The organism is Streptomyces sp. NPDC008001, from assembly GCF_042958085.1.
In the GTDB taxonomy this organism is placed as follows: Bacteria; Actinomycetota; Actinomycetes; order Streptomycetales; family Streptomycetaceae; genus Streptomyces.
Map to the genome: position 1 here is coordinate 397,026 of NZ_JBIBIZ010000007.1, position 18,775 is coordinate 415,800.

Sequence of the window (18,775 nt, forward strand, 5' to 3'; positions counted from 1 at the left end):
CACCATAATCTGTCGCTGATGGGAAAAAACCTTGGGGTTGCCTACGAAAGGTTCCTTTTTGTCTTCTCGGGCCTTCGGATCACCGGTCGACTGGGGGAGGCGAGGGGACCTCGTCCGCGAGGAGCGCCGCGAGCGCGGCGGCCGGATCGTGGTCGCAGGCCCCCGCGGGCTCCCAGCGGCCGCCCTCCTTCCGGTAGGGCCACCAGCGGCCGTCCCTGCCGTAGCGCAGCTGCGCGCCCGTGCCGACCGCGGTCCAGCGGTTGCGCACGGCCCTGAGCCGCGGCGCCTGCTCCTCCTCCCATGCGGCCGTCAGCTGGGCACGCGCGCGTGCGAGGTCCTCCGCCCCCGGGGCCCAGTCCTCCTCCAGCACGGCGAGCGAGGCGGGACCGCCGTGCCCCCACGCCCGCACCGCCCGCGCGAGCTCGGACCGCTCCCGGCCGCAGCCCGCTGCGAGCCGTCCGGCGATCCGGTCGTCCGGGCCGGCCGCCGCGAGCCGTACGGCGTCCTCCCACAGTGAGAGCTCCCTCGCGACGGGAGAGCCCTCATGGCCGGCGGTCAGCGCCTCCGCCAGCAGCTGCCGGGCGCGTACTGCTGCTGCCGCCACCAGGAACTCCAGCGCCCCGGTGTCGAGTCCGGGCGCGGGCCCCGCATCACCCGCGAGCACCGGAGGGCGGCCCGGAGCGTCCACCGCAGGAGGCGGGTCGGGCAGCGGGCGTACGGACGCGGCCCCGGCGAACACGTCCACGGCAGGCACCCCGCACGGCGCACCGGCACCCCGTACGGGCGTGCTGCCCGGTCCGCGTGCGGCGTTGCGCTCCTGCAGCTCGTCCAGCAGCTCACGTTCCCCGCGCCCGCGCATCAGCAGCAGCACGAAGGGGTCCCGGTCGAGCAGCCGCGCCATCTGATGGCACAGCGCCGCCGTGTGCGCGCAGTGGTCCCAGGCCCCGCACGAGCACTCCGGTTCGAGATCCCCGATGCCCGGCAGCAGTTCCACCCCGGTCGCCAGCGCGTCCTCGGCCAGGTGCGGCGGTATGTCGCGGTCGAGCAGCGCCGCGATGTGCCCCGCCTCGGCGGCCACCAGGCCGAGCAGCCGGTCCCAGTCCGCCGCGCTGAACTCCTGCACCACCACGTCCGCGCGGTACGGGGTGCCGTCGTGGTCCCGTACGAGGGCCGTGAGGCGTCCGGGCCGCACGGAGACCGCGCCCACCGCGCCCGCGCGCGCGTGCCTGCGCCCCGCCTTGACCTGCTTGCCGTCCAGCGCCGTGTCCTCCAGCGCCTTCAGCCACGCCCGGCCCCACCAGGTCCGCGCCCCGCTCCGACCGGGCTCGGGCGGCAGCGCCTCGAACGTGCGCTCCGCCCGGCCGGCGGCATCCTGTCCGGTCAACGTCCGTTCCCCCTCAGTGCGACGAGATCCGCCAGCTCGGCGTCGGTCAGTTCGGTCACGGCCGCCTCGGCGCTGCCCAGGACGGCGTCCGCGAGGGCCTGCTTGCGGGCGAGCATCTCGGCGATGCGGTCCTCGACCGTGCCCTCGGTGACGAACCGGTGCACCTGCACCGGCTGCGTCTGGCCGATCCGGTACGCGCGGTCGGTCGCCTGTGCCTCCACGGCCGGGTTCCACCACCGGTCGAAGTGCACGACGTGTTCCGCCCGGGTGAGGTTGAGGCCCGTACCGGCGGCCTTCAGCGACAGCAGGAAGACGGGGACCTCGCCGTCCTGGAAGCGGCGCACCATCTCCTCGCGGCGCGCCACGGGCGTGCCGCCGTGCAGGAGCTGCGTGCGGACGCCACGCGCCCCCAAGTGCTGTTCCAGGAGACGGGCGGTCGCCACGTACTGCGTGAAGACCAGCACGCTCGCCCCTTCGGCGAGGATCGTGTCCAGCAGCTCGTCCAGGAGCTCGACCTTGCCCGAGCGGCCGGCGATCCGCGGGGACTTCTCCTTGAGGAACTGCGCCGGGTGGTTGCAGATCTGCTTCAGGCCGGTCAGGAGCTTGACGATCAGACCGCGCCGCTGGAGGCCGTCCGCGCCCTCGACCTCGGCGAGCATCTCCCGCACCACGGCCTCGTACAGCGCCGCCTGCTCCTTGGTGAGCGCGACCGCCCGGTCCGTCTCCGTCTTCGGCGGGAGCTCGGGCGCGATGCCGGGGTCGGACTTGCGGCGGCGCAGCAGGAACGGGCGGACCAGGGCCGCCAGGCGCTCGGCAGCGGCCGGGTCCGCGCCGCCCTCGACGGCCTGGGCGTAGCGCTTGCGGAACCGGCTCAGCGGGCCCAGCAGCCCGGGAGTCGTCCAGTCGAGGATCGCCCACAGCTCGGAGAGGTTGTTCTCGACCGGCGTGCCGGAGAGCGCCACGCGTGCCTTCGCCCCGATGCTGCGCAGCTGTCGCGCGGTGTCGGAGTACGGGTTCTTCACGTGCTGGGCCTCGTCCGCGACGACGAGCCCCCAGGCGGTCCCGCCCAGCCGCCGCGCGTCCAGCCGCATCGTGCCGTACGTGGTCAGCACGAACTCCCCGCCGGAGAGCCCCTCCAGGGACCGCGAGGAGCCGTGGAAGCGGCGCACCGGGGTGCCGGGCGCGAACCGCTCGACCTCCCGCTGCCAGTTGCCCATCAGGGACGCGGGGCAGACGACCAGCGTGGGCCCGGCCGCGCCGGGCAGCGTCTGCCGGTGCAGGTGGAGGGCGATCAGGGTGATGGTCTTGCCGAGGCCCATGTCGTCGGCGAGGCAGCCGCCGAGGCCGAGCGAGGTCATCCGGTGCAGCCAGTCCAGGCCGCGCAGCTGGTAGTCGCGCAGGGTGGCGGCGAGCGCGGCGGGCTGCGACAGGGGTTCGCGGCTCTCCCCGGGATCGGCGATCCGGTCGCGGAGCGCCGCCAGCCAGCCGGTGGGCCGGACGTCGACGAGCTCGCCCTCCTCGTCACCGCCCTCGGCGTGCGCCCTGCCGGTGAGCGCGGCTCCCAGCGCTTCGATCGGTGTGATCTTGCGGTCCTGCCGCTCGCGGGCGCGGCGCACCGCCGCGGGGTCGACGAGCACCCACTGGTCGCGCAGCCGTACGGCGGGCCGGCCGGCCTCCGCGAGGCGGTCCAGTTCGGCCTGGGTCAGCTCCAGGCCGCCGACGGCGAAGCGCCAGCTGAAGGCGAGCAGCGCGTCGGCCGAGAGCAGGGACGGCATGCCGGAGCGTTCGCGGTCCGGTCCCTCGCCGTCGTCGTCCGGAGGGCCGACGACGGCCCGCGCGGTGAACGTGCGGACGAGCTCCTTCGGCCAGTGCACCTCGACGCCGGTGGCGTCCAGCGCCGCGGAGGCTCCTCCCAGCAGTTCGCCGACCTCCTCGTCGGCGAGGTCGATGGCGTCGGGGACCGCGGCGGAGAGCAGCGGCGTGAGCGCCGGCCAGGCGCGGGCGGCACGGCGCAGCGCGAGCAGCGCCTTCATGCGCGCGTCCCGGCCGAGCGCGGCGCCCGCGGGCGACTCCCCGGACCACACCTCGGCGGCATCCGCCACGAGGGCGGGGTCCGAGAGGCTGTGGAGCTGCAGGACGGCCCGGAAGCGCGGGGCGGCGTCCGCGTCGTCACCGAAGGGGACCAGCGCCTCGACGCGCAGGGAGAGCCGTACGCCCGCGTCGTGCCCCGCGGCGACGCCCTCCGCCCAGGCGCGCTGTTCGGGCAGGCGGCGCGGTTCGGGCGTGGCGAAGGCTGGTCCGCCGGCGGCGAGGGCCGCGGCGGGGGAGCGGGGGAGTCCGTCGGCGACCGCGTCCAGGAAGGCGCGGAGGAGCTGTTCCGGCTCGGGGAGCAGCAGCGGGCCGGTGCCCGGGAGGGGCACGGCATGCGCTGCGGGGGGCATGGCGGCGGCCAGGTCGCGCACCCGGCGCAGGTCGTCGGCGGTGAGCGGGCCGGCCCGCCACGCGTCGTGGTCGGTGGCCGACAGCCCCGGCAGCAGGCGCCCGCGCGCCGCCAGCTGCAGGGCGAGTACGGCGGCGGCGCCCCAGAAGGCGGCGGCTTCGCACGCCCGCGCGGACCGTGCGCGGGTCAGGACGGGCAGGGCGTCGCGCACGGGCAGCACGGCGGCCCGCACGGTCGTGGTGGTGACGCCGGTGCCGTCCGCGACGGCGACGGTCAGGTCCTCGACGCCGCCCGGGGAGGCGGGTGGTTCGTCGTCCGGGAGCCAGAAGGCCACCCGCCCGGTGCGCGCGGGGTCTCCGGGAAGGAAGACCGCCGAGCACCGGGCGAGCCGGGAGATCTCGGAGGGTGTTGCGGCAGAGGGCGGTGTCACAGCGCTGCGCATTCCTCAAATTTGACTAGTCGGGTCCGGAGCGGCCGAGGGTACAGGACGCGTGCCCCCGGCGAAGGCCTCCACAGCGTGAGCCGGACCACACCGCCGGACGAGGGGTGTACCTAAACCCCCTGCGCCCGCCGGGGGCTTGCCCCCGCACGGCCCGGGTGGTGACGCCATGGCTACGGGCCCGCCCCGGTCCGTACGTTCGGTGAGGTCGGGCCGCACTCTTCCGAGATCGCCGTCTGCCGTCACCCGCCCCGTCCTTCCGACCGTCCGGAGCCCTCATGTCCCAGGCCGCCACTCTGCTCACGGAGCCTCCCGCGGGTTCGCCCGACGGGCCTGCCGCGGGCAGCGCATTCGCCCCGCTCCTGCGCCAGGTACGGGACGAGGGCCTCCTCGAACGCCGCAGGGGCTGGTACGCCCGCAGCATCGTCGTGAACCTCCTGGCACTCGCCGCCACGGCCACCGGGATCGTGCTCGCCGGCGACTCCTGGTGGACGCTCCTGCTGGCGGTCCCCGCCGCCCTCTTCTGGGCCCGCACCGCCTTCGTCGGACACGACAGCGGGCACGCCCAGATAGCCGCCACGCGGCGCACGGGCCGGCTCATCGGCCTCCTCCATGCCGACCTGCTGCTCGGCATGGGCTACGCCTGGTGGAACGACAAGCACAACCGTCACCACGCCAACCCCAACCACGTCGACAAGGACCCGGACGTCGGTGTCGGCGCACTCGTCTGGACCCGGCAGCAGGCCGCACAGCGCCAGGGGCTCTCCCGGTGGCTCACCCGCAACCAGGCCCGCCTCTTCTTCCCCATGCTCCTGCTCGAAGGCATCAGCCTGAAGGTCTCCGGCGTGCGCGACCTCAAGCGGCAGACGCCCGGTGAGCGGTGGACGGAAGCCGCACTCCTGGCCCTCCACGCGGCCGGCTACGCCACCCTCCTCCTGTCCTCGATGTCCCCCGGCAAGGCCGCCGTCTTCGCCTTCGTCCACCACGCCCTCTTCGGTCTCCACCTCGGCATGGTCTTCGCCCCCAACCACAAGGGCATGGAGATGCCGGACCCGGACGGCGAGCGCTGGGGCCACCTGCACCGCCAGGTCCTCACCTCGCGCAACGTGCGCGGCGGCCCCGTCACGGACTGGCTCATGGGCGGCCTGAACTACCAGATCGAGCACCACCTCTTCCCGAACATGCCGCGCCCCCACCTGCGCCTCGCCCGGCCGCTGGTCCGCGCGCACTGCCGCGCGGCGGGGCTCCCGTACACGGAGACTGGAATCGTCGACTCGTACCGCCAGGCGCTGCACCACATGCATGACGTCGGCGCGCCGCTGCGGGCCGGCTGAGGAACCGGGCGGATCCGCCGGGCGTTCTCACGACAGAGCGGCAGCCGCCGCGAAGGAGGCAGGGATATGAGCAACAGGACCAAGGTCGCCGTCGGAGGCGTCGCGGTCGGAGTGATCCTGCTGTGGCTGCTGCCCTTCTGGGCCGCGCTGCTCGTGATGGTCGGCGTCCCCGTGGGCGCGTATCTGCTGCTGGACTCCTCTCAGCGCAAGAGGCTGCGCCGGGTGTCGCGCAAGGAGCTCGGCCGCTGAGGACGGTGACGGCTGTGACGGCCGGCAGGGTCAGCCGGTGAAGGCCGGCGCCAGCGCCGCGGGCATCGTGAGCCGCGGACTGCCGGAACCGTCCGCCGGGACGGTCCACAGATCCGATCCGTAGTCGCCCGGCAGCGCGTAGACGAGCGTGCGGTCGTCCCGCCAGACCGCCTGGTCGTCGATGTTGCGCCGCTCGGCCGCCGGGGTCTCGCGCAGAGTGCGCAGATCCAGGACGTACAACCGCCAGGGCGCGTCGGAGGGCGCGCCCTCCACGCGCTTCTTGTAGGCGACGCGCGTTCCGTCGGGCGAGAGGGACGGGCACTCGACGTTGTCGTGCACGGACCGCAGCGTCCGGTCGGTACGGTCGCCGCGCACCAGATGAGTCCGCCCTCCGGTGGCGACGGTCGCGTAGAAGTGCGTGTCGTCGGCGAACGTGACGCCCCAGACGTTGGTGTCCGCCGCTTCGTGCAGCCGCCCGTCCAGGTAGAACCGGTAGTCCTCCAGGTTGCGGTCCAGCGTCCCGGTGCGCAGGTCCAGGACGGAGGTCCGGGTGGAGAAGTTCGTGCCCGCGTACGAGTCGCCGCTCACGAACACGGTCCAGGCGACGGAGCGCCCGCTGGGGGAGACCCGCGCGCGGGTCGGCACGCCTGCCAGGTCGTAGTGGTGCAGTTCGCGCAGCCGGGCGTCCAGGACGACGGCCCGGTAGCCGTCGTGGAGCCTGCCGTGGACCGCCTGCAGGCAGATTCCCGTCCCGCCGGCCGCGTGGAAGCGCAGGCACCGCACTCCGGACGACGTCCGGGGCCCGGACGGGTCGGCGGCGGGCACCGAGGCGATCTCGTCGCGGTGCGGCCCCCAGGCCATGTTCCGGAAGACGCTCCGGCCCGGCGCGTCCAGGACGACCTCGCCGCGGGCGACCCGCGGGTCGCCCGGCCGGGTGCGGTCCTTCTCGGCGGCCCGCCCCGCCGCGTGCAGCGTGGCGGCCAGCGCGACACCGCCGAGGACGAGCACGGCCGCGATCAGGGTCAGCACGCGGTTCCTGAGGCTCACCGGGGAGGGCCCTCGTGACGTGCCGGGCTCGCCGGGCTTATCCGGCGTCCCGGTCCGGCGGGCGGCTCGGCCGAGCCGCCCGCCGGCGCCTTCGAGGGACGCAGCAGAAGGGCGCTGACGGCGGCGGAGACGGCCAGACCGGCGGCTGCCGCCTCCAGCGCCGTCCGGTCGCCCCACGCGGTCCAGGCCGCACCGAAAGCGATCGAGCAGGCGAACCGGGCGGCGGCCTGCCCGGTCTGGACGACGGCGAGCCCGCTGCCGCGGACGGCCTCGGGAACGGCATCGGCGGCGGCCGCCGCCAGCACCCCGTCCGTCGCCGCGTAGAAGCACCCGTGCAGCGCGAGCGTGAGGCACGGGAGGGCGGGGGAGCCCCCGAGCGGGGCGACGAGCACGGCGTACGCGCCCAGCAGCGCGAGGTGGCCGCAGAGGAACAGCCGTCGCCGCCCCACGCGGTCGGCGACGGCCCCCAGCGGTACGGCCAGCAGCAGAAAGGCTCCTGCCGTCCCCAGTGGCAGCAGCGGGAACCACGCCTCGGACAGGTCCAGGCGGCGTTGCAGGGTGAGGTAGAGGAACGAGTCGCTCACGGTGGTCAGCCCGAGCAGCACCGCGCACGCGGTCAGCCGGCGCACCTCCGGCCGGCGCGTCACGGCGCGCAGCGGAGCCCGCCCCGCGGGGGCGCTGCGCCGGCCGCGGGCGGCCGTGGGGCCGGGCACGAACAGCAGGAGGACGAGCACCCCGAGGACGGCCAGGCAGCCGCTCACCGTGAACACGGCGTCGTAACCGCCGGCTGCCGCCCGCAGGATGAGGAAGGCGACCAGGGGGCCGATCAGGGCTCCCGCGGTGTCCATCGCCCGGTGCACCCCGAAGGCCCGGCCCCGGCCCGCGGGATCGCAGGCCAGCGAGATCATGGCGTCGCGCGGCGCGGTGCGCAGGCCCTTGCCCGTGCGGTCGGCGGCGAGCACCGCGCCGATCAGCGGGACGCCGTGCACCACGAGCAGAAGTGGCTTGCACAGGGCGGAGAGGCCGTAACCGGCCGCCGCAACCGCCTTGTGGCCGCCGGGGCCCCGGTCGGCGAACCTGCCGCCGGCGAGCCGGACGAGCGCGCTGACGCCGTTGTGGATGCCGTCCAGGAGGCCGAAGCCGAGGGGTGAGAGCCCCAGTTCGGCGACGAGGTAGAGCGGCAGGACGGCGGTGACCATCTCCGAGGAGACGTCGGTGACGAGGCTGACGGTGCCCAGGGTGAGCACGGTTGCGGGCACGGCGGCCCGCCGGCCGGGGGAGGGGGCCCGGCCGGCGGTGTCGTGGACGCCCGGAGCGGTGCGGCTGTCCGCGAGGTACACGGTCAGCTGTTCCAGATGCCGGTGATGTCCTGGGCGCTCGCGGCCCGGCCGGCGTGCGCGGTCCCGTACATGTCCTCGAGCGTGCGCAGGACGTCGTAGTGGTTGTACGTGGTGCCGGACGTGGACCCCGGCTTGACGGGCTGTCCGTACAGCACGGTCGGGATGCGGTTTCCGCTGAGCCTGTTGTCCTCGTCGAAGGTGATGAGGAGCAGGCTGTTGTGCGTCTTGGCCCAGTCGGCGTAGCCCTTGAGGTTGCTCTTCAGCCAGGTGTCACCGGTGCCGACGGAGCAGTCGTGCATGTCACTGCAGAGGTTGGGCACGACGAACGAGACCGTCGGCAGCTTGCTGTAGTCGGCAGGGAAGGCGGTCATCGTGTGCGCGGTGCCGGTGGGCACGTTGCCGAAGCCGAACCAGGGGTTGTGCTTCTGCGCGTACTTGCCGCTCTTGCAGGTGGTGGACCCTTCGGCGGGCAGGGATTCGTTGTAGCTCCCCCACGTCTTTCCCGCGGCGTCCAGCTCGGAGGCGAGGTTGGGCTCGTCGCTGAAGCCCGGAGTGACGCAGCTGTCGTCGGTGACGCCCTGGGTGTCGCCCGAGAAGAGGGCGTAGTAGTTGGGCTGGCTGGGGTGCGTCTCGGCGTACGAGGCGGTCAGCCCGGCCCCGCCCGCGGCGAGGGAGTTGATGTAGGGGGCGCCGGAGCTGCCGATGACCTGGTCGTAGGCGTGGTTCTCGAAGACCACGACCACCACGTGATCGGGGGTGGGCACGGCTGCTGCCGCGGACGAGTCCGAGGCCCACAGGCCGAGGGAGGTGGCGGCGAGGCCGATCGCCGTGGCCATGGCGCCGAGATGACGGCGGCGGAGCCGGCGGGAGCTGTGGAGGTGTCTGGTGGCGGCGGGCACGGTGTCCTCCGTACGGGCGGGCGCTGGTGGGGAGGCCCGGGACGAGGTGGGGGGCCGGGACGTGATGGCAATGTAGAACGCCGAAAGTGGCATGTACACGCCTTCAAGGTGTCGGCTTCGGGAACTGTGGGTGCCCACGACCTGTGTGCGGGCACGACCGACCCGCACACAGGCCTGCGCGGTGAAGGGGGAGCCGGTCGGAGGCGGCCGGTCCGTGACCGGTCCGCGCCTTACGCGACGGGCAGGTTGAGCAGCTTGCGCGCCATGTGCTGCGGCGTCTCGTCGTGTTCACGGGCGAGCGCGACCACGGCCCGGCAGGCGAGCTCGTTCACGCCGAAGCAGAGCGCGTCCGGGGACACCCAGCGGGCGGCCTCGGCGCTTCTGTCGTGGTCGTCCTCGGCGCACGCCGCCACATAGGTGGCAGCCGCCTCGAAGAGGTTGTGCTGCTGCCGCCCGGCGGGCGGCACGGGCTCCGGCAGCTGCCGGGCCTCCTCGATGCGCTTGCGGAGCCTGCTGAACACCGATCCTCACCTGCCTCCGCGAGCGGTCCGTGCCGTGGTCGTTCAAGTGTGCCCGCCACCCGTAGAGTTGAACCTCCGACGAACGAAGGGGCGACCGCCGAGTGAAGCGCTTCGACTGGCTCAAGGAGATCCGGAGGCTGGACCCCGAACGGGACTTCCTCAGGATCTACCGGATCACGGCGACCCTGGAGTTCCCCTGGGACATCACCCGCGCACTCGAACTCGCCCTCTACAGGACCTACGCGGTGCCCAGCATCGGCCGGCTCCTCGCCGAGACGGGCGAGCTCCCCGACCGCACACAGAAACGTTACGACGACACCGCCCTCCTCCTGGACACCGTCGTCGAGCACGGATTCGACAGCGAGAGCGGGCGCACAGCGATCCGCCGAATCAACCAGATGCACCGCGGCTATGACATCAGCAACGACGACATGCGCTACGTCCTGTGCACCTTCGTCGTCATCCCCGGAAGGTGGGTCGACGCGTACGGCTGGCGACGGCTCTCCGGGCACGAGCGGCATGCGATCGCCGCGTACTACCGCGCCTTGGGCAAGCACATGGGCATCCAGGGCATCCCGGGATCCTATGCGGAGTTCGAGCGCTGCCTGGACGACTACGAGGCCGAGCACTTCGGCTGGGACGAGGGGGGCCGCCGCGTGTCGGACGCGACGCTCGACCTGATGGCCTCCTGGTACCCGCGTCCGCTCGCCCCGCTCGTGCGCGGTGCGAGCAAGGCCCTGCTCGACGACTCGCTGCTGCGGGCCTTCCGGTACGAGCGGCCCCACCCCGCCGCCCGGGCACTGGTGCGGGGCGCGCTGCGGACCCGGGCCAGGGCCGTGCGCCTCCTCCCGCCGCGCCGCACTCCCCACTACGTGCGCCAGAACCCCGAGATCAAGGGCTATCCGGACGGCTATGTCGTCGCGGAGCTGGGCACGTTCCCCGCTGCCCGGCGGGGAACGGTCTGCCCGGTGCCGCACGGACGGCCCGCTGCGGAAGCCGGTTCAGGCGCCGCGGAGTGAGCCGATCGTCTCCCGCAGCCAGGCCAGTTCCGCGCGGCTGGTGGCGCGGGCGATCGTGAGCACCCCGCGCCGGAAGGGGTCCTCGACCTCCTCCGCGTGCAGCGGCCGGTCGCCGGCGTAGAAGAAGCTCGCCGGCTGCTGGAGGAAGGCGAGCCGCCGTTCCAGCACGGCGGCCTGCCCCGCCGGTTCGCCGAGGTGCCGCAGGAACGCGAGCACGGTGAACCAGCGGTTCTCGTCCGTGATGTCGTTCTCGGCCGGTTCCGCAAGCCGGTGGCGCAGCTCCTCGCGGCCGTCCGGCGTGAGGCTGAGCACGTGCCGGGGGGCCGCTCCCGAGCCGGGCCGGGTCTCGCGGGCCAGCAGCCCCGCCGACTCCAGCCGCTTGATCGCCGGATACAGCGAGCCCTCCGCCACGGGCTTCACGTGCCCGGTGAGCGCGGCGATGCGTTTGCGCAGCTCGTAACCGTGCAGCGAAGCGTCGTAGAGGAATCCGAGGATGGCGAGTTCAAGCATGGCGGTATTCAACCCGACAGCCGCTGTACATCGCTATGGCCATACATCGGGATCGATGTATGGTGATGATCCAGTACGGAATCGCTGGAGGGGAGAAGGGCATGCGACAGGCGGAGTTCGGATCCACGGGGGCCTGCGTGCGATGGACCGAGGCCGCCGGAGGCGGCCCGGCGCGCGTCTACCTCCACGGCCTGGGGTCGGCGTCGGCCGTCTACCACGCGCACATCGCTGCCGCCCCGGCGCTGTCCGACCGGCGCTCGCTCTTCATCGACCTGCCCGGGCACGGCATCAGCGACCGCCCCCTGAACTTCGGTTACACGCTCGAGGAGCACGCCGACGCCGTTGCCGCGGCCCTGCACTCGGCCGGGATCAAGGGGGCCGAGCTCGTGGGCCACAGCATGGGCGGATCGGTCGCCGTCGTGCTCGCGGCCCGGCGGCCGGAGCTGGTCTCCGGTCTCGTCCTCGCCGAGGCGAACCTCGACCCCGACCCGCCGCGCACGGCCGGCAGCAGCGGCATCTCCTCGTATACGGAGGAGGGCTTCGTCCACGGCGGCGGCTTCTCGGAGACGCTGCAGCGCGTGGGCCCGCTCTGGCGCGCGACGATGCGGCTGGCCGACCCCACGGCCCTGCACCGCAGCGCGGTCGGCCTGGTGCGGGGGACCCGGCCGACGATGCGGCACATGCTGCAGGAACTGGCCATTCCGCGGACGTACCTGATCGGCGAGCTGAGCGGCGAACTCCCGGGGCGCGAGGAGCTGGAGGCGTCGGGAGTGGTCGTGGAGACCGTGCCCGGTGCCGGGCACAACATGATGTTCGACAACCCCGCCGCCTTCGTCCGGGCGGTCGCCGCGCAGTCCCTCCTGTCCTCGTGAGCCCGCTGCCCGCGTAGCGCCTCAGCCCTGGACCGCTCCGTTCCGCGCAGGGCGGTCCGAGCGGTGGGCGAGCGCCAGGAAGCGGTTGTCCTCGTCCGTGTAGGAGTCGAGGTGCCAGCCGCCGCGCGCCAGCAGAGGGCGCAGGTTGGGCTCGGCGCGCTCGTCGTCGGCCGTCACCGGACGGCCGTGACGGGCGGCGAGCGCGGCCCGCCCGACGGGGTGGAAGAGTGCCAGCCGGCCGCCCGGCCGTACGACGCGGGCCAGCTCGCGCAGGCCCTCCACGAGATCCGCCAGGTGCGAGACGAGCCCCGCCGCGAAGACGGCGTCGACCGAACCGTCGTGCAGCGGAAGCCTGGTGACGTCGGCCAGCAGCAGCCGGCCGTCATCGTGCCGGCCCGCCCGTACGGCCGCCTCCAGCATCGCGGGCGTGAGGTCCGCGCCGAGCACGACGCCCTTCGGTCCGACGGCCGCCCGCAGGGCCGGAAGCGCCCGGCCGGTGCCGCATCCCGCATCCAGGACCACGTCGCCGTCCTGCAGCCCGAGATCGGCGACAGCCGCGTCGTAGGCCGGCCCGTCATCGGGGAACCGGGCGTCCCAGTCGCGCGCCCGTACCGTGAAGAACTCCTGCACGTGGGCGGGATCGCGCCACTGGTCCTTGGTCGTTTCCTGTGCCATGTCCCCATCATGTGCCAACTTGTGCACGGAGACGTGCCGACGGGCCGGGACGGGTTGCCGACGGCACGCAGGTGAGCAAGGCTTGCACGGCAGTCACGGGGAAAAGCGGAACGGGGAGGCGGGACATGGCAGTCGGCAAGGGGCTCGACTGGATGCTGGACGACCTGACCGAGCGCATCGAGCACATACGGCACGCGCTGGTGCTCTCCAACGACGGTCTGGTGACGGGGGCCAGCGCGAGCCTGAAGCGGGAGGATGCCGAGCATCTTGCCGCCGTCGCGTCGGGGATGCACAGCCTCGCGAAGGGCACGGGCCGGCAGTTCCGGGCCGGCCGGGTGCGGCAGACGATGGTCGAGTTCGACGAAGGCGTGCTGTTCGTGACGGCTGCCGGCGACGGCAGTTGTCTGTGCATCCTCGGGGGAGCGGAGGCGGACATCGGCCAGATCGGATATGAAATGGCGCTGCTCGTCAACCGCGTCGGCGAGCACCTCGGCGTCGCGGCCCGGCAGCAGAGCGGGGCGGCCGGGGGGCTCGGCGGCAGGAGCTGACAGCGGGCCGTCACGGAAGTTATCCACAGGCAGGAATCGCGCTCGCACCTCGCCACTATCGTCGTCACTGTCAGTGATCGGATGGTTGCGGGGAGGGCGTCATGGCGGTGCAGGAATGCCGGGAACGGGGTACGGCGGGTACGGTGGCCTGCGGGAGGGCGGCCCGGGAGCTGGGCCTCAAGCCCCGCGAGTTCGAGCTCGCCGTGCAGCTGGGGCACGTGCGGACGGTGTCCGTGCCCGGCGGCAGACCGCGGGTCGCCCGCGAGGAAATCGAGCGGCTCCGCTCCGGCGCGGGATTCCCCGACTCGCTGCGGAACCGGCTGTGGGCGGTGGGTACGGCGGAGGCCGCCCAGCTGATGGGCGTGAGCCCCGCCCGCTTCGCCCGCCTCGCCAGAGCGGGCTGTTTCGCCCCGGTCAGGTTCTACGTCAACCGCTACCGGGCCGTGGTCTGGCACTATCTGGCCGCCGACCTCGTCGAGTTCGCCGATGCCAACCCCGGCCTGCTCACCGGCCGTACGGCTCCCGGGCTCCGCATGGAGCTGGAGGAGCGTGACGACCAGCGGGCCCGGAGCTGGCGCGCCCGGCGGCTCGACCAGCTGACCGCGCGGGCCGCCGACCCCTGGGAGCGCGCGGCGGCCTTCGCGGCCGTGCTCGATCCCGGACAGCTCGCGGATGCGGTCCCCGACCCGTACGAGCGGGCGTACCTGAGCGCGTTGCGTCCCGATCTCGCGGGGATCCGCTCGGACTCGGCGGCCGCGCGGGACGTCATCGAGAAGGTGACGCTCGCCGTCGACGCCGACGAGATCGGGCGGCACCGGGAGCGGCTCGCCGGGGCTCTGTCCGCCGCCCGCGCGGACCGGCCCGCGCCGAAGCCCCACGCACACCTGAGCTGTGCTGCTGAGGAGCCGCAGCCGGAGCCGGAGTCGGCGCCTGAACCGGAGGCCGAGCCGGAACCTGAGCTTCGATCGGAGCAAGGGCGGGACCAGGGGCCGGGAGGGGAGCCGGAGGAGGCGCGGGCGGAGCCGGTGCCACCGGCCGGTCTGCGTGGCTGGCTCCGCCGCCTGCGGCTCATCGCGTGAACGCCGTGCCGTGGCCGTGCCGGCGGGCGCTCAGCCCACCTTGCGGAACAGCCCCTCCTGCATCACTGACACCAGCAGCCGGCCCTCGCGGTCGAAGATCTGACCACGGGCCAGGCCCCGGGCGCCCGTCGCGATCGGTGACTCCTGCTGGTAGAGGAACCACTCGTCGGCGAGGAACGGCCGGTGGAACCACATGGCGTGGTCCAGCGAGGCCATGTCGAAGCCGCGCGGCCCCCACAGCGGCTCCACCGGGATGCGCACGGCGTCGAGGAGCGTCATGTCGCTCGCGTACGTGAGGGCGCAGGTGTGCACGAGCGGGTCGTCGCCCAGCGGCCCCAGCGCGCGCATCCACACCGCGCTGCGCGGCTCGGCGGACGCCAGCTCCTGCGGCGTCCAGCGCAGCCGGTCCACGTAGCGGATGTCGAAGGCCAGCCGTCGCTCCATGTGCCGCAGGGCGCTGGGCAGCTCGCCGAGGCGTTCGCGGATCTCGTCGGCGAGCCGCGGCAGCTCCTCGGGCGCCGGTACGTCCGGCATGGCCACTTGGTGCTCGAAGCCCGGTTCGGGCTCGTGGAAGGAAGCAGTGAGATTGAAGATCGTACGGCCCTGCTGGACGGCCACCACGCGCCGCGTGGTGAAGGAGCGCCCGTCCCGCACCCGCTCCACCTGGTACACGATCGGCACACCCGGCCGCCCGGGGCGCAGGAAGTACGCGTGCAGCGAATGGACCGGGCGGTCACCGTCGGTGGTCCGCCCGGCCGCGACCAGCGCCTGCCCGGCCACCTGCCCGCCGAAGACGCGTTGCAGCGACTCGTCGGGACTGCGGCCCCGGAAGATGTTCAGGTCGATCCGCTCCAGGTCGAGCAGACCCACCAGACGGTCGGTCGGTGTGGTCATCGGGCCTCCTTCGCTGCCGGGGCGGGCCGCAGGGGCCGCGCCTCGGAGGCTACAGCTGACCGACGTCCACGACGCGGACCACCGCGCGGCCCTCCTCGTCGGAGGCGGTGAGGTCCACCTCGGCCGTGATGCCCCAGTCGTGGTCGCCGCCGGGGTCCGCGAAGGTCTGCCGCACCCGCCACAGCCCGTCCTCCGGCTTCTCCTCGATGCGCAGCAGCTTCGGGCCGCGCGCGTCGGGGCCGGTGCCCAGGTCGTCGTACTCGTCCCAGTAGGCGTCCATGGCCTCGGCCCAGCGGTCCTCGTCCCAGCCGGACTCGGCGTCCATCTCGCCGAGCTCGCCGACCTTGTCGAGGGCGGCCAGCTCGACCCGGCGGAACAGCGCGTTGCGCACGAGCACCCGGAAGGCACGGGCATTGGCCGTGACGGGCTTGACCTGGTCGGCGCGGTCCTGGGCCTGCTCGGCCGTCTCCTCCTCGGGGTTGGCCAGCTGCTCCCACTCGTCCAGCAGGCTGGAGTCGACCTGGCGCACCATCTCGCCCAGCCAGGCGATCAGATCCTCGAAGTCGTCGGACTTCAGGTCGTCGGGGACGGTGTGGTCCAGCGCCTTGTACGCGCCGGCCAGGTAGCGCAGGACGATGCCCTCGGTCCGGGCCAGGTCGTAGAACGAGGTGAACTCGGTGAAGGTCATGGCCCGCTCGTACATGTCGCGGATGACCGACTTCGGAGACAGCGGGTGGTCGCCGACCCAGGGGTGGCTCTTGCGGTAGAGCCCGTAGGCGTGGGTCAGCAGCTCCTCCAGCGGCTTCGGGTAGGTCACGTCCATGAGCCGCTCCATGCGGTCCTCGTACTCGACGCCCTCCGCCTTCATTGCGGCCACGGCCTCGCCGCGCGCCTTGTTCTGCTGCGCCGCGAGGATCTGCCGCGGGTCGTCCAGCGTGGACTCCACCACCGAGACCATGTCCAGGGCGTAGGAGGGCGACTCCGGGTCCAGGAGCTCGAAGGCGGCGAGAGCGAACGTCGACAGCGGCTGGTTGAGCGCGAAGTCCGACTGCAGGTCCACGGTCAGGCGGACGATGCGGCCCTCGGCGTCGGGCTCGTCGAGCCGCTCGACCACGCCGCCGTCCAGCAGGGAGCGGTAGATCGCGATGGCGCGGCGGATGTGCCGCAGCTGGTTCTTACGCGGCTCGTGGTTGTCCTCCAGCAGGCGGCGCATCGCGTCGAAGGCGTTGCCCGGGCGGGCGATGACCGCCAGCAGCATCGCGTGCGTGACCCGGAAGCGCGAGGTCAGCTGCTCGGGCTCGGAGGCGATGAGCTTCTCGAAGGTGTTCTCGCCCCAGTTGACGAAGCCCTCGGGCGCCTTCTTGCGGACCACCTTGCGCCGCTTCTTGGGGTCGTCGCCCGCCTTCGCCAGGGCCTTCTCGTTCTCGACGACGTGGTCCGGGGCCTGGGCGACCACGAAGCCGGCCGTGTCGAAGCCGGCCCGCCCGGCCCGGCCCGCGATCTGGTGGAACTCCCGGGCCCGCAGTGTCCGCACCCGCTGGCCGTCGTACTTGGTGAGGGCGGTGAACAGCACCGTGCGGATCGGCACGTTGACGCCGACGCCGAGGGTGTCCGTGCCGCAGATAACCTTCAGCAGCCCCGCCTGTGCCAGCCGTTCCACCAGGCGGCGGTACTTGGGCAGCATGCCCGCGTGGTGCACGCCGATGCCGTGCCGGACGTAGCGCGAGAGGTTCCGGCCGAACTTGGTGGTGAAGCGGAAATTGCCGATCAGCTTGGCGATCTCGTCCTTCTCCTCGCGCGAGCACATGTTGATGCTCATCAGCGCCTGCGCCCGCTCCACGGCGGCGGCCTGGGTGAAGTGCACGATGTAGACGGGGGCCTGGTGCGTCTGCAGCAGCTCGGTGAGGGTGTCGGTGAGCGGCGTCGCACGGTACTCGTAGGACAGCGGCACGGGCCGGGTCGCCGAGCGGACCACGGTCGTGGGGCGCCCGGTGCGCCGGGTCAGATCATCCTCGAACCGGGACACATCGCCCAGAGTTGCCGACATCAGGATGAACTGCGCCTGGGGCAGCTCCAGCAGCGGGATCTGCCAGGCCCAGCCCCGGTCCGGCTCCGCATAGAAGTGGAACTCGTCCATCACGACCTGGCCGATGTCCGCGTCCTTGCCGTCCCGCAGCGCGATGGAGGCGAGCACCTCGGCGGTGCAGCAGATGATGGGCGCGTCGGCGTTGACCGAGGCATCGCCCGTGAGCATGCCGACGTTCTCCGTGCCGAAGATCTTGCACAGGTCGAAGAACTTCTCCGACACCAGCGCCTTGATGGGCGCGGTGTAGAAGGTCACCTGGTCGTTGGCCAGTGCGGTGAAGTGCGCCCCCGCCGCGACGAGGCTCTTGCCGGAACCCGTGGGCGTCGAAAGGATCACGTTCGCCCCGGAGACCACCTCGATCAGCGCCTCCTCCTGCGCGGGGTACAGCGAGATGCCCCGCTCCTCGGCCCAGGTCGAGAAGGCTTCGAAGAGGGCATCGGGGTCGGCATGGCTCGGCATCTGATCGATAAGGGTCACCCCTCCATACTGCCTGGCCCCGGACCGGATCAGAGAACCGGCCGGTCGAATGATGATCATCCGGCGGCTACGCTGAGTCGCCGACCCGGCGTCAGGACAGCGCTCGGCGTCCGGACCGAAGAACGGCACGAGGAAGTGGGACGACCATGATGGGACCGGCGCACTCGCTATCAGGAGCGGCCGCCTGGCTGGGCGTGGGGGCGGCGATGGCGGCCGCCGGCGATCCGATGCCCTGGCCGGTGCTCGTCGTGGGCGCCCTGATCTGCGCCGGAGCGGCGCTCGCCCCCGACCTCGACCACAAGTCGGCGACGATATCGCGCGCCTTCGGCCCGATATCGCGTGCGCTGTGCGGCATCATCGACAAGCTGTCGCACTCCGTCTACAAGGCCACCCGCGGGCGCGGCGACCCGCGCCGCAACGGCGGCCACCGCACCCTCACCCACACCTGGCTGTGGGCCGTCCTGATAGGCGCCGGCGCCTCGGCGCTGGCCGTGACCGGCGGCCGCTGGGCCGTGCTCGGCATCCTCTTCGTCCACCTGGTGCTCGCGGTCGAAGGCCTCCTGTGGCGGGCGGCCCGCACCTCCAGCGACGTCCTGGTCTGGCTCCTCGGCGCCACCAGCGCCTGGATACTGGCCGGCGTGCTGGACAAGCCGGGCAACGGCTCGGACTGGCTCTTCGCGGGCCCCGGCCAGGAGTACTTGTGGCTGGGCCTGCCGATCGTCCTCGGCGCCCTCATGCACGACATCGGCGACGCACTGACCGTCTCCGGCTGCCCGGTCCTGTGGCCCATACCCGTCGGACGCAAGCGGTGGTATCCCGTCGGACCGCCCAAGGCCATGCGCTTCAAGGCCGGCAGCTGGGTGGAGCTCAAGGTCCTCATGCCGGCGTTCCTCGTGCTCGGCGGTCTGAGCGGGCTCGGGGCCCTGGAGTTCATCTGACCGGGGCGCTCCGCCCCGGCCGCG

Annotated in this window: 17 protein-coding genes; 7 read left to right on the top strand and 10 right to left on the bottom strand. The window is 73.0% G+C overall.

Annotated features, from left to right (window positions below):
* Window positions 1-79: 79 nt before the first annotated feature.
* Together ACFZCD_RS20795 and ACFZCD_RS20800 are read right to left on the bottom strand one after the other, a co-directional pair.
* A complete protein-coding gene (locus ACFZCD_RS20795) occupies window positions 80-1,384 on the bottom strand; it encodes an SWF or SNF family helicase (protein WP_391832884.1) in 1,305 nt (434 codons plus the stop codon).
* Complete coding sequence (locus ACFZCD_RS20800) at window positions 1,381-4,254, bottom strand: DEAD/DEAH box helicase (protein WP_391832886.1); 2,874 nt, start codon at window positions 4,252-4,254, stop codon at window positions 1,381-1,383. The genes ACFZCD_RS20795 and ACFZCD_RS20800 overlap by 4 nt, the downstream gene beginning before the upstream one ends.
* 287 nt (window positions 4,255-4,541) lie before the next feature.
* Between ACFZCD_RS20800 and ACFZCD_RS20805 the strand changes: the two genes are divergently transcribed.
* Both ACFZCD_RS20805 and ACFZCD_RS20810 read left to right on the top strand, forming a co-directional pair.
* The gene (locus ACFZCD_RS20805) at window positions 4,542-5,597 is read left to right on the top strand and encodes a fatty acid desaturase family protein (RefSeq protein ID WP_391832888.1); all 1,056 of its coding nucleotides are present in this window, start codon (window positions 4,542-4,544) and stop codon (window positions 5,595-5,597) included.
* A gap of 66 nt (window positions 5,598-5,663) precedes the next feature.
* A complete protein-coding gene (locus ACFZCD_RS20810) occupies window positions 5,664-5,846 on the top strand; it encodes a hypothetical protein (RefSeq protein WP_058042796.1) in 183 nt (60 codons plus the stop codon).
* 30 nt (window positions 5,847-5,876) lie between these two features.
* Here ACFZCD_RS20810 and ACFZCD_RS20815 read toward each other — a convergent pair whose 3' ends face one another.
* The 4 genes from ACFZCD_RS20815 to ACFZCD_RS20830 all read right to left on the bottom strand — a co-directional run bounded on the left by ACFZCD_RS20815 (window position 5,877) and on the right by ACFZCD_RS20830 (window position 9,629).
* Window positions 5,877-6,893 (bottom strand): TolB family protein, encoded by a 1,017-nt coding sequence (locus ACFZCD_RS20815; protein ID WP_391832890.1) that lies wholly within the window; start codon window positions 6,891-6,893, stop codon window positions 5,877-5,879.
* Window positions 6,890-8,233: an MFS transporter gene (locus ACFZCD_RS20820; protein ID WP_391832892.1), complete on the bottom strand. Its 1,344-nt coding sequence runs from the start codon at window positions 8,231-8,233 to the stop codon at window positions 6,890-6,892. The genes ACFZCD_RS20815 and ACFZCD_RS20820 overlap by 4 nt, the downstream gene beginning before the upstream one ends.
* Before the next feature lie 2 nt (window positions 8,234-8,235).
* Window positions 8,236-9,069 (bottom strand): alkaline phosphatase family protein, encoded by an 834-nt coding sequence (locus ACFZCD_RS20825; protein ID WP_391833126.1) that lies wholly within the window; start codon window positions 9,067-9,069, stop codon window positions 8,236-8,238.
* Between the two features lie 293 nt (window positions 9,070-9,362).
* A complete protein-coding gene (locus tag ACFZCD_RS20830) occupies window positions 9,363-9,629 on the bottom strand; it encodes a hypothetical protein (protein ID WP_391833128.1) in 267 nt (88 codons plus the stop codon).
* A gap of 125 nt (window positions 9,630-9,754) precedes the next feature.
* Here ACFZCD_RS20830 and ACFZCD_RS20835 point away from each other — a divergent pair, with 125 nt between their 5' ends.
* A complete protein-coding gene (locus tag ACFZCD_RS20835; protein WP_391832894.1) occupies window positions 9,755-10,672 on the top strand; it encodes an oxygenase MpaB family protein in 918 nt (305 codons plus the stop codon).
* Here ACFZCD_RS20835 and ACFZCD_RS20840 read toward each other — a convergent pair.
* On the bottom strand, window positions 10,655-11,182 hold the full coding sequence (locus ACFZCD_RS20840) for a PadR family transcriptional regulator (protein WP_391832896.1): 528 nt from the start codon (window positions 11,180-11,182) through the stop codon (window positions 10,655-10,657). The two genes, ACFZCD_RS20835 and ACFZCD_RS20840, sit on opposite strands and share 18 nt — an antisense overlap.
* A gap of 101 nt (window positions 11,183-11,283) precedes the next feature.
* Here ACFZCD_RS20840 and ACFZCD_RS20845 point away from each other — a divergent pair, with 101 nt between their 5' ends.
* Window positions 11,284-12,054 (top strand): alpha/beta fold hydrolase, encoded by a 771-nt coding sequence (locus ACFZCD_RS20845; RefSeq protein ID WP_391832898.1) that lies wholly within the window; start codon window positions 11,284-11,286, stop codon window positions 12,052-12,054.
* A gap of 21 nt (window positions 12,055-12,075) precedes the next feature.
* On the opposite strand, the gene ACFZCD_RS20850 is transcribed toward ACFZCD_RS20845, so the two are convergent.
* Window positions 12,076-12,729: a class I SAM-dependent methyltransferase gene (locus tag ACFZCD_RS20850; RefSeq protein ID WP_391832900.1), complete on the bottom strand. Its 654-nt coding sequence runs from the start codon at window positions 12,727-12,729 to the stop codon at window positions 12,076-12,078.
* A 125-nt stretch (window positions 12,730-12,854) separates the two neighbouring features.
* On the opposite strand from ACFZCD_RS20850, the gene ACFZCD_RS20855 reads away from it, so the two are divergent.
* A complete protein-coding gene (locus tag ACFZCD_RS20855; RefSeq protein ID WP_391832902.1) occupies window positions 12,855-13,277 on the top strand; it encodes a roadblock/LC7 domain-containing protein in 423 nt (140 codons plus the stop codon).
* Between the two features lie 101 nt (window positions 13,278-13,378).
* A complete protein-coding gene (locus ACFZCD_RS20860; protein WP_391832904.1) occupies window positions 13,379-14,356 on the top strand; it encodes a DUF6397 family protein in 978 nt (325 codons plus the stop codon).
* Window positions 14,357-14,386: 30 nt separating this feature from the next.
* Here the strand turns inward: ACFZCD_RS20860 and ACFZCD_RS20865 are convergent, their stop codons facing one another.
* Window positions 14,387-15,250, bottom strand: coding sequence for an acyl-CoA thioesterase (locus ACFZCD_RS20865; RefSeq protein WP_391832905.1), 864 nt, complete (start codon window positions 15,248-15,250; stop codon window positions 14,387-14,389).
* A 49-nt stretch (window positions 15,251-15,299) separates the two neighbouring features.
* On the bottom strand, window positions 15,300-17,813 hold the full coding sequence (locus tag ACFZCD_RS20870) for a DEAD/DEAH box helicase (protein ID WP_391832906.1): 2,514 nt from the start codon (window positions 17,811-17,813) through the stop codon (window positions 15,300-15,302).
* A 146-nt stretch (window positions 17,814-17,959) separates the two neighbouring features.
* Here ACFZCD_RS20870 and ACFZCD_RS20875 point away from each other — a divergent pair, with 146 nt between their 5' ends.
* A complete protein-coding gene (locus ACFZCD_RS20875; protein ID WP_391832907.1) occupies window positions 17,960-18,751 on the top strand; it encodes a metal-dependent hydrolase in 792 nt (263 codons plus the stop codon).
* The last annotated feature ends 24 nt before the right edge of the window (window positions 18,752-18,775 follow it).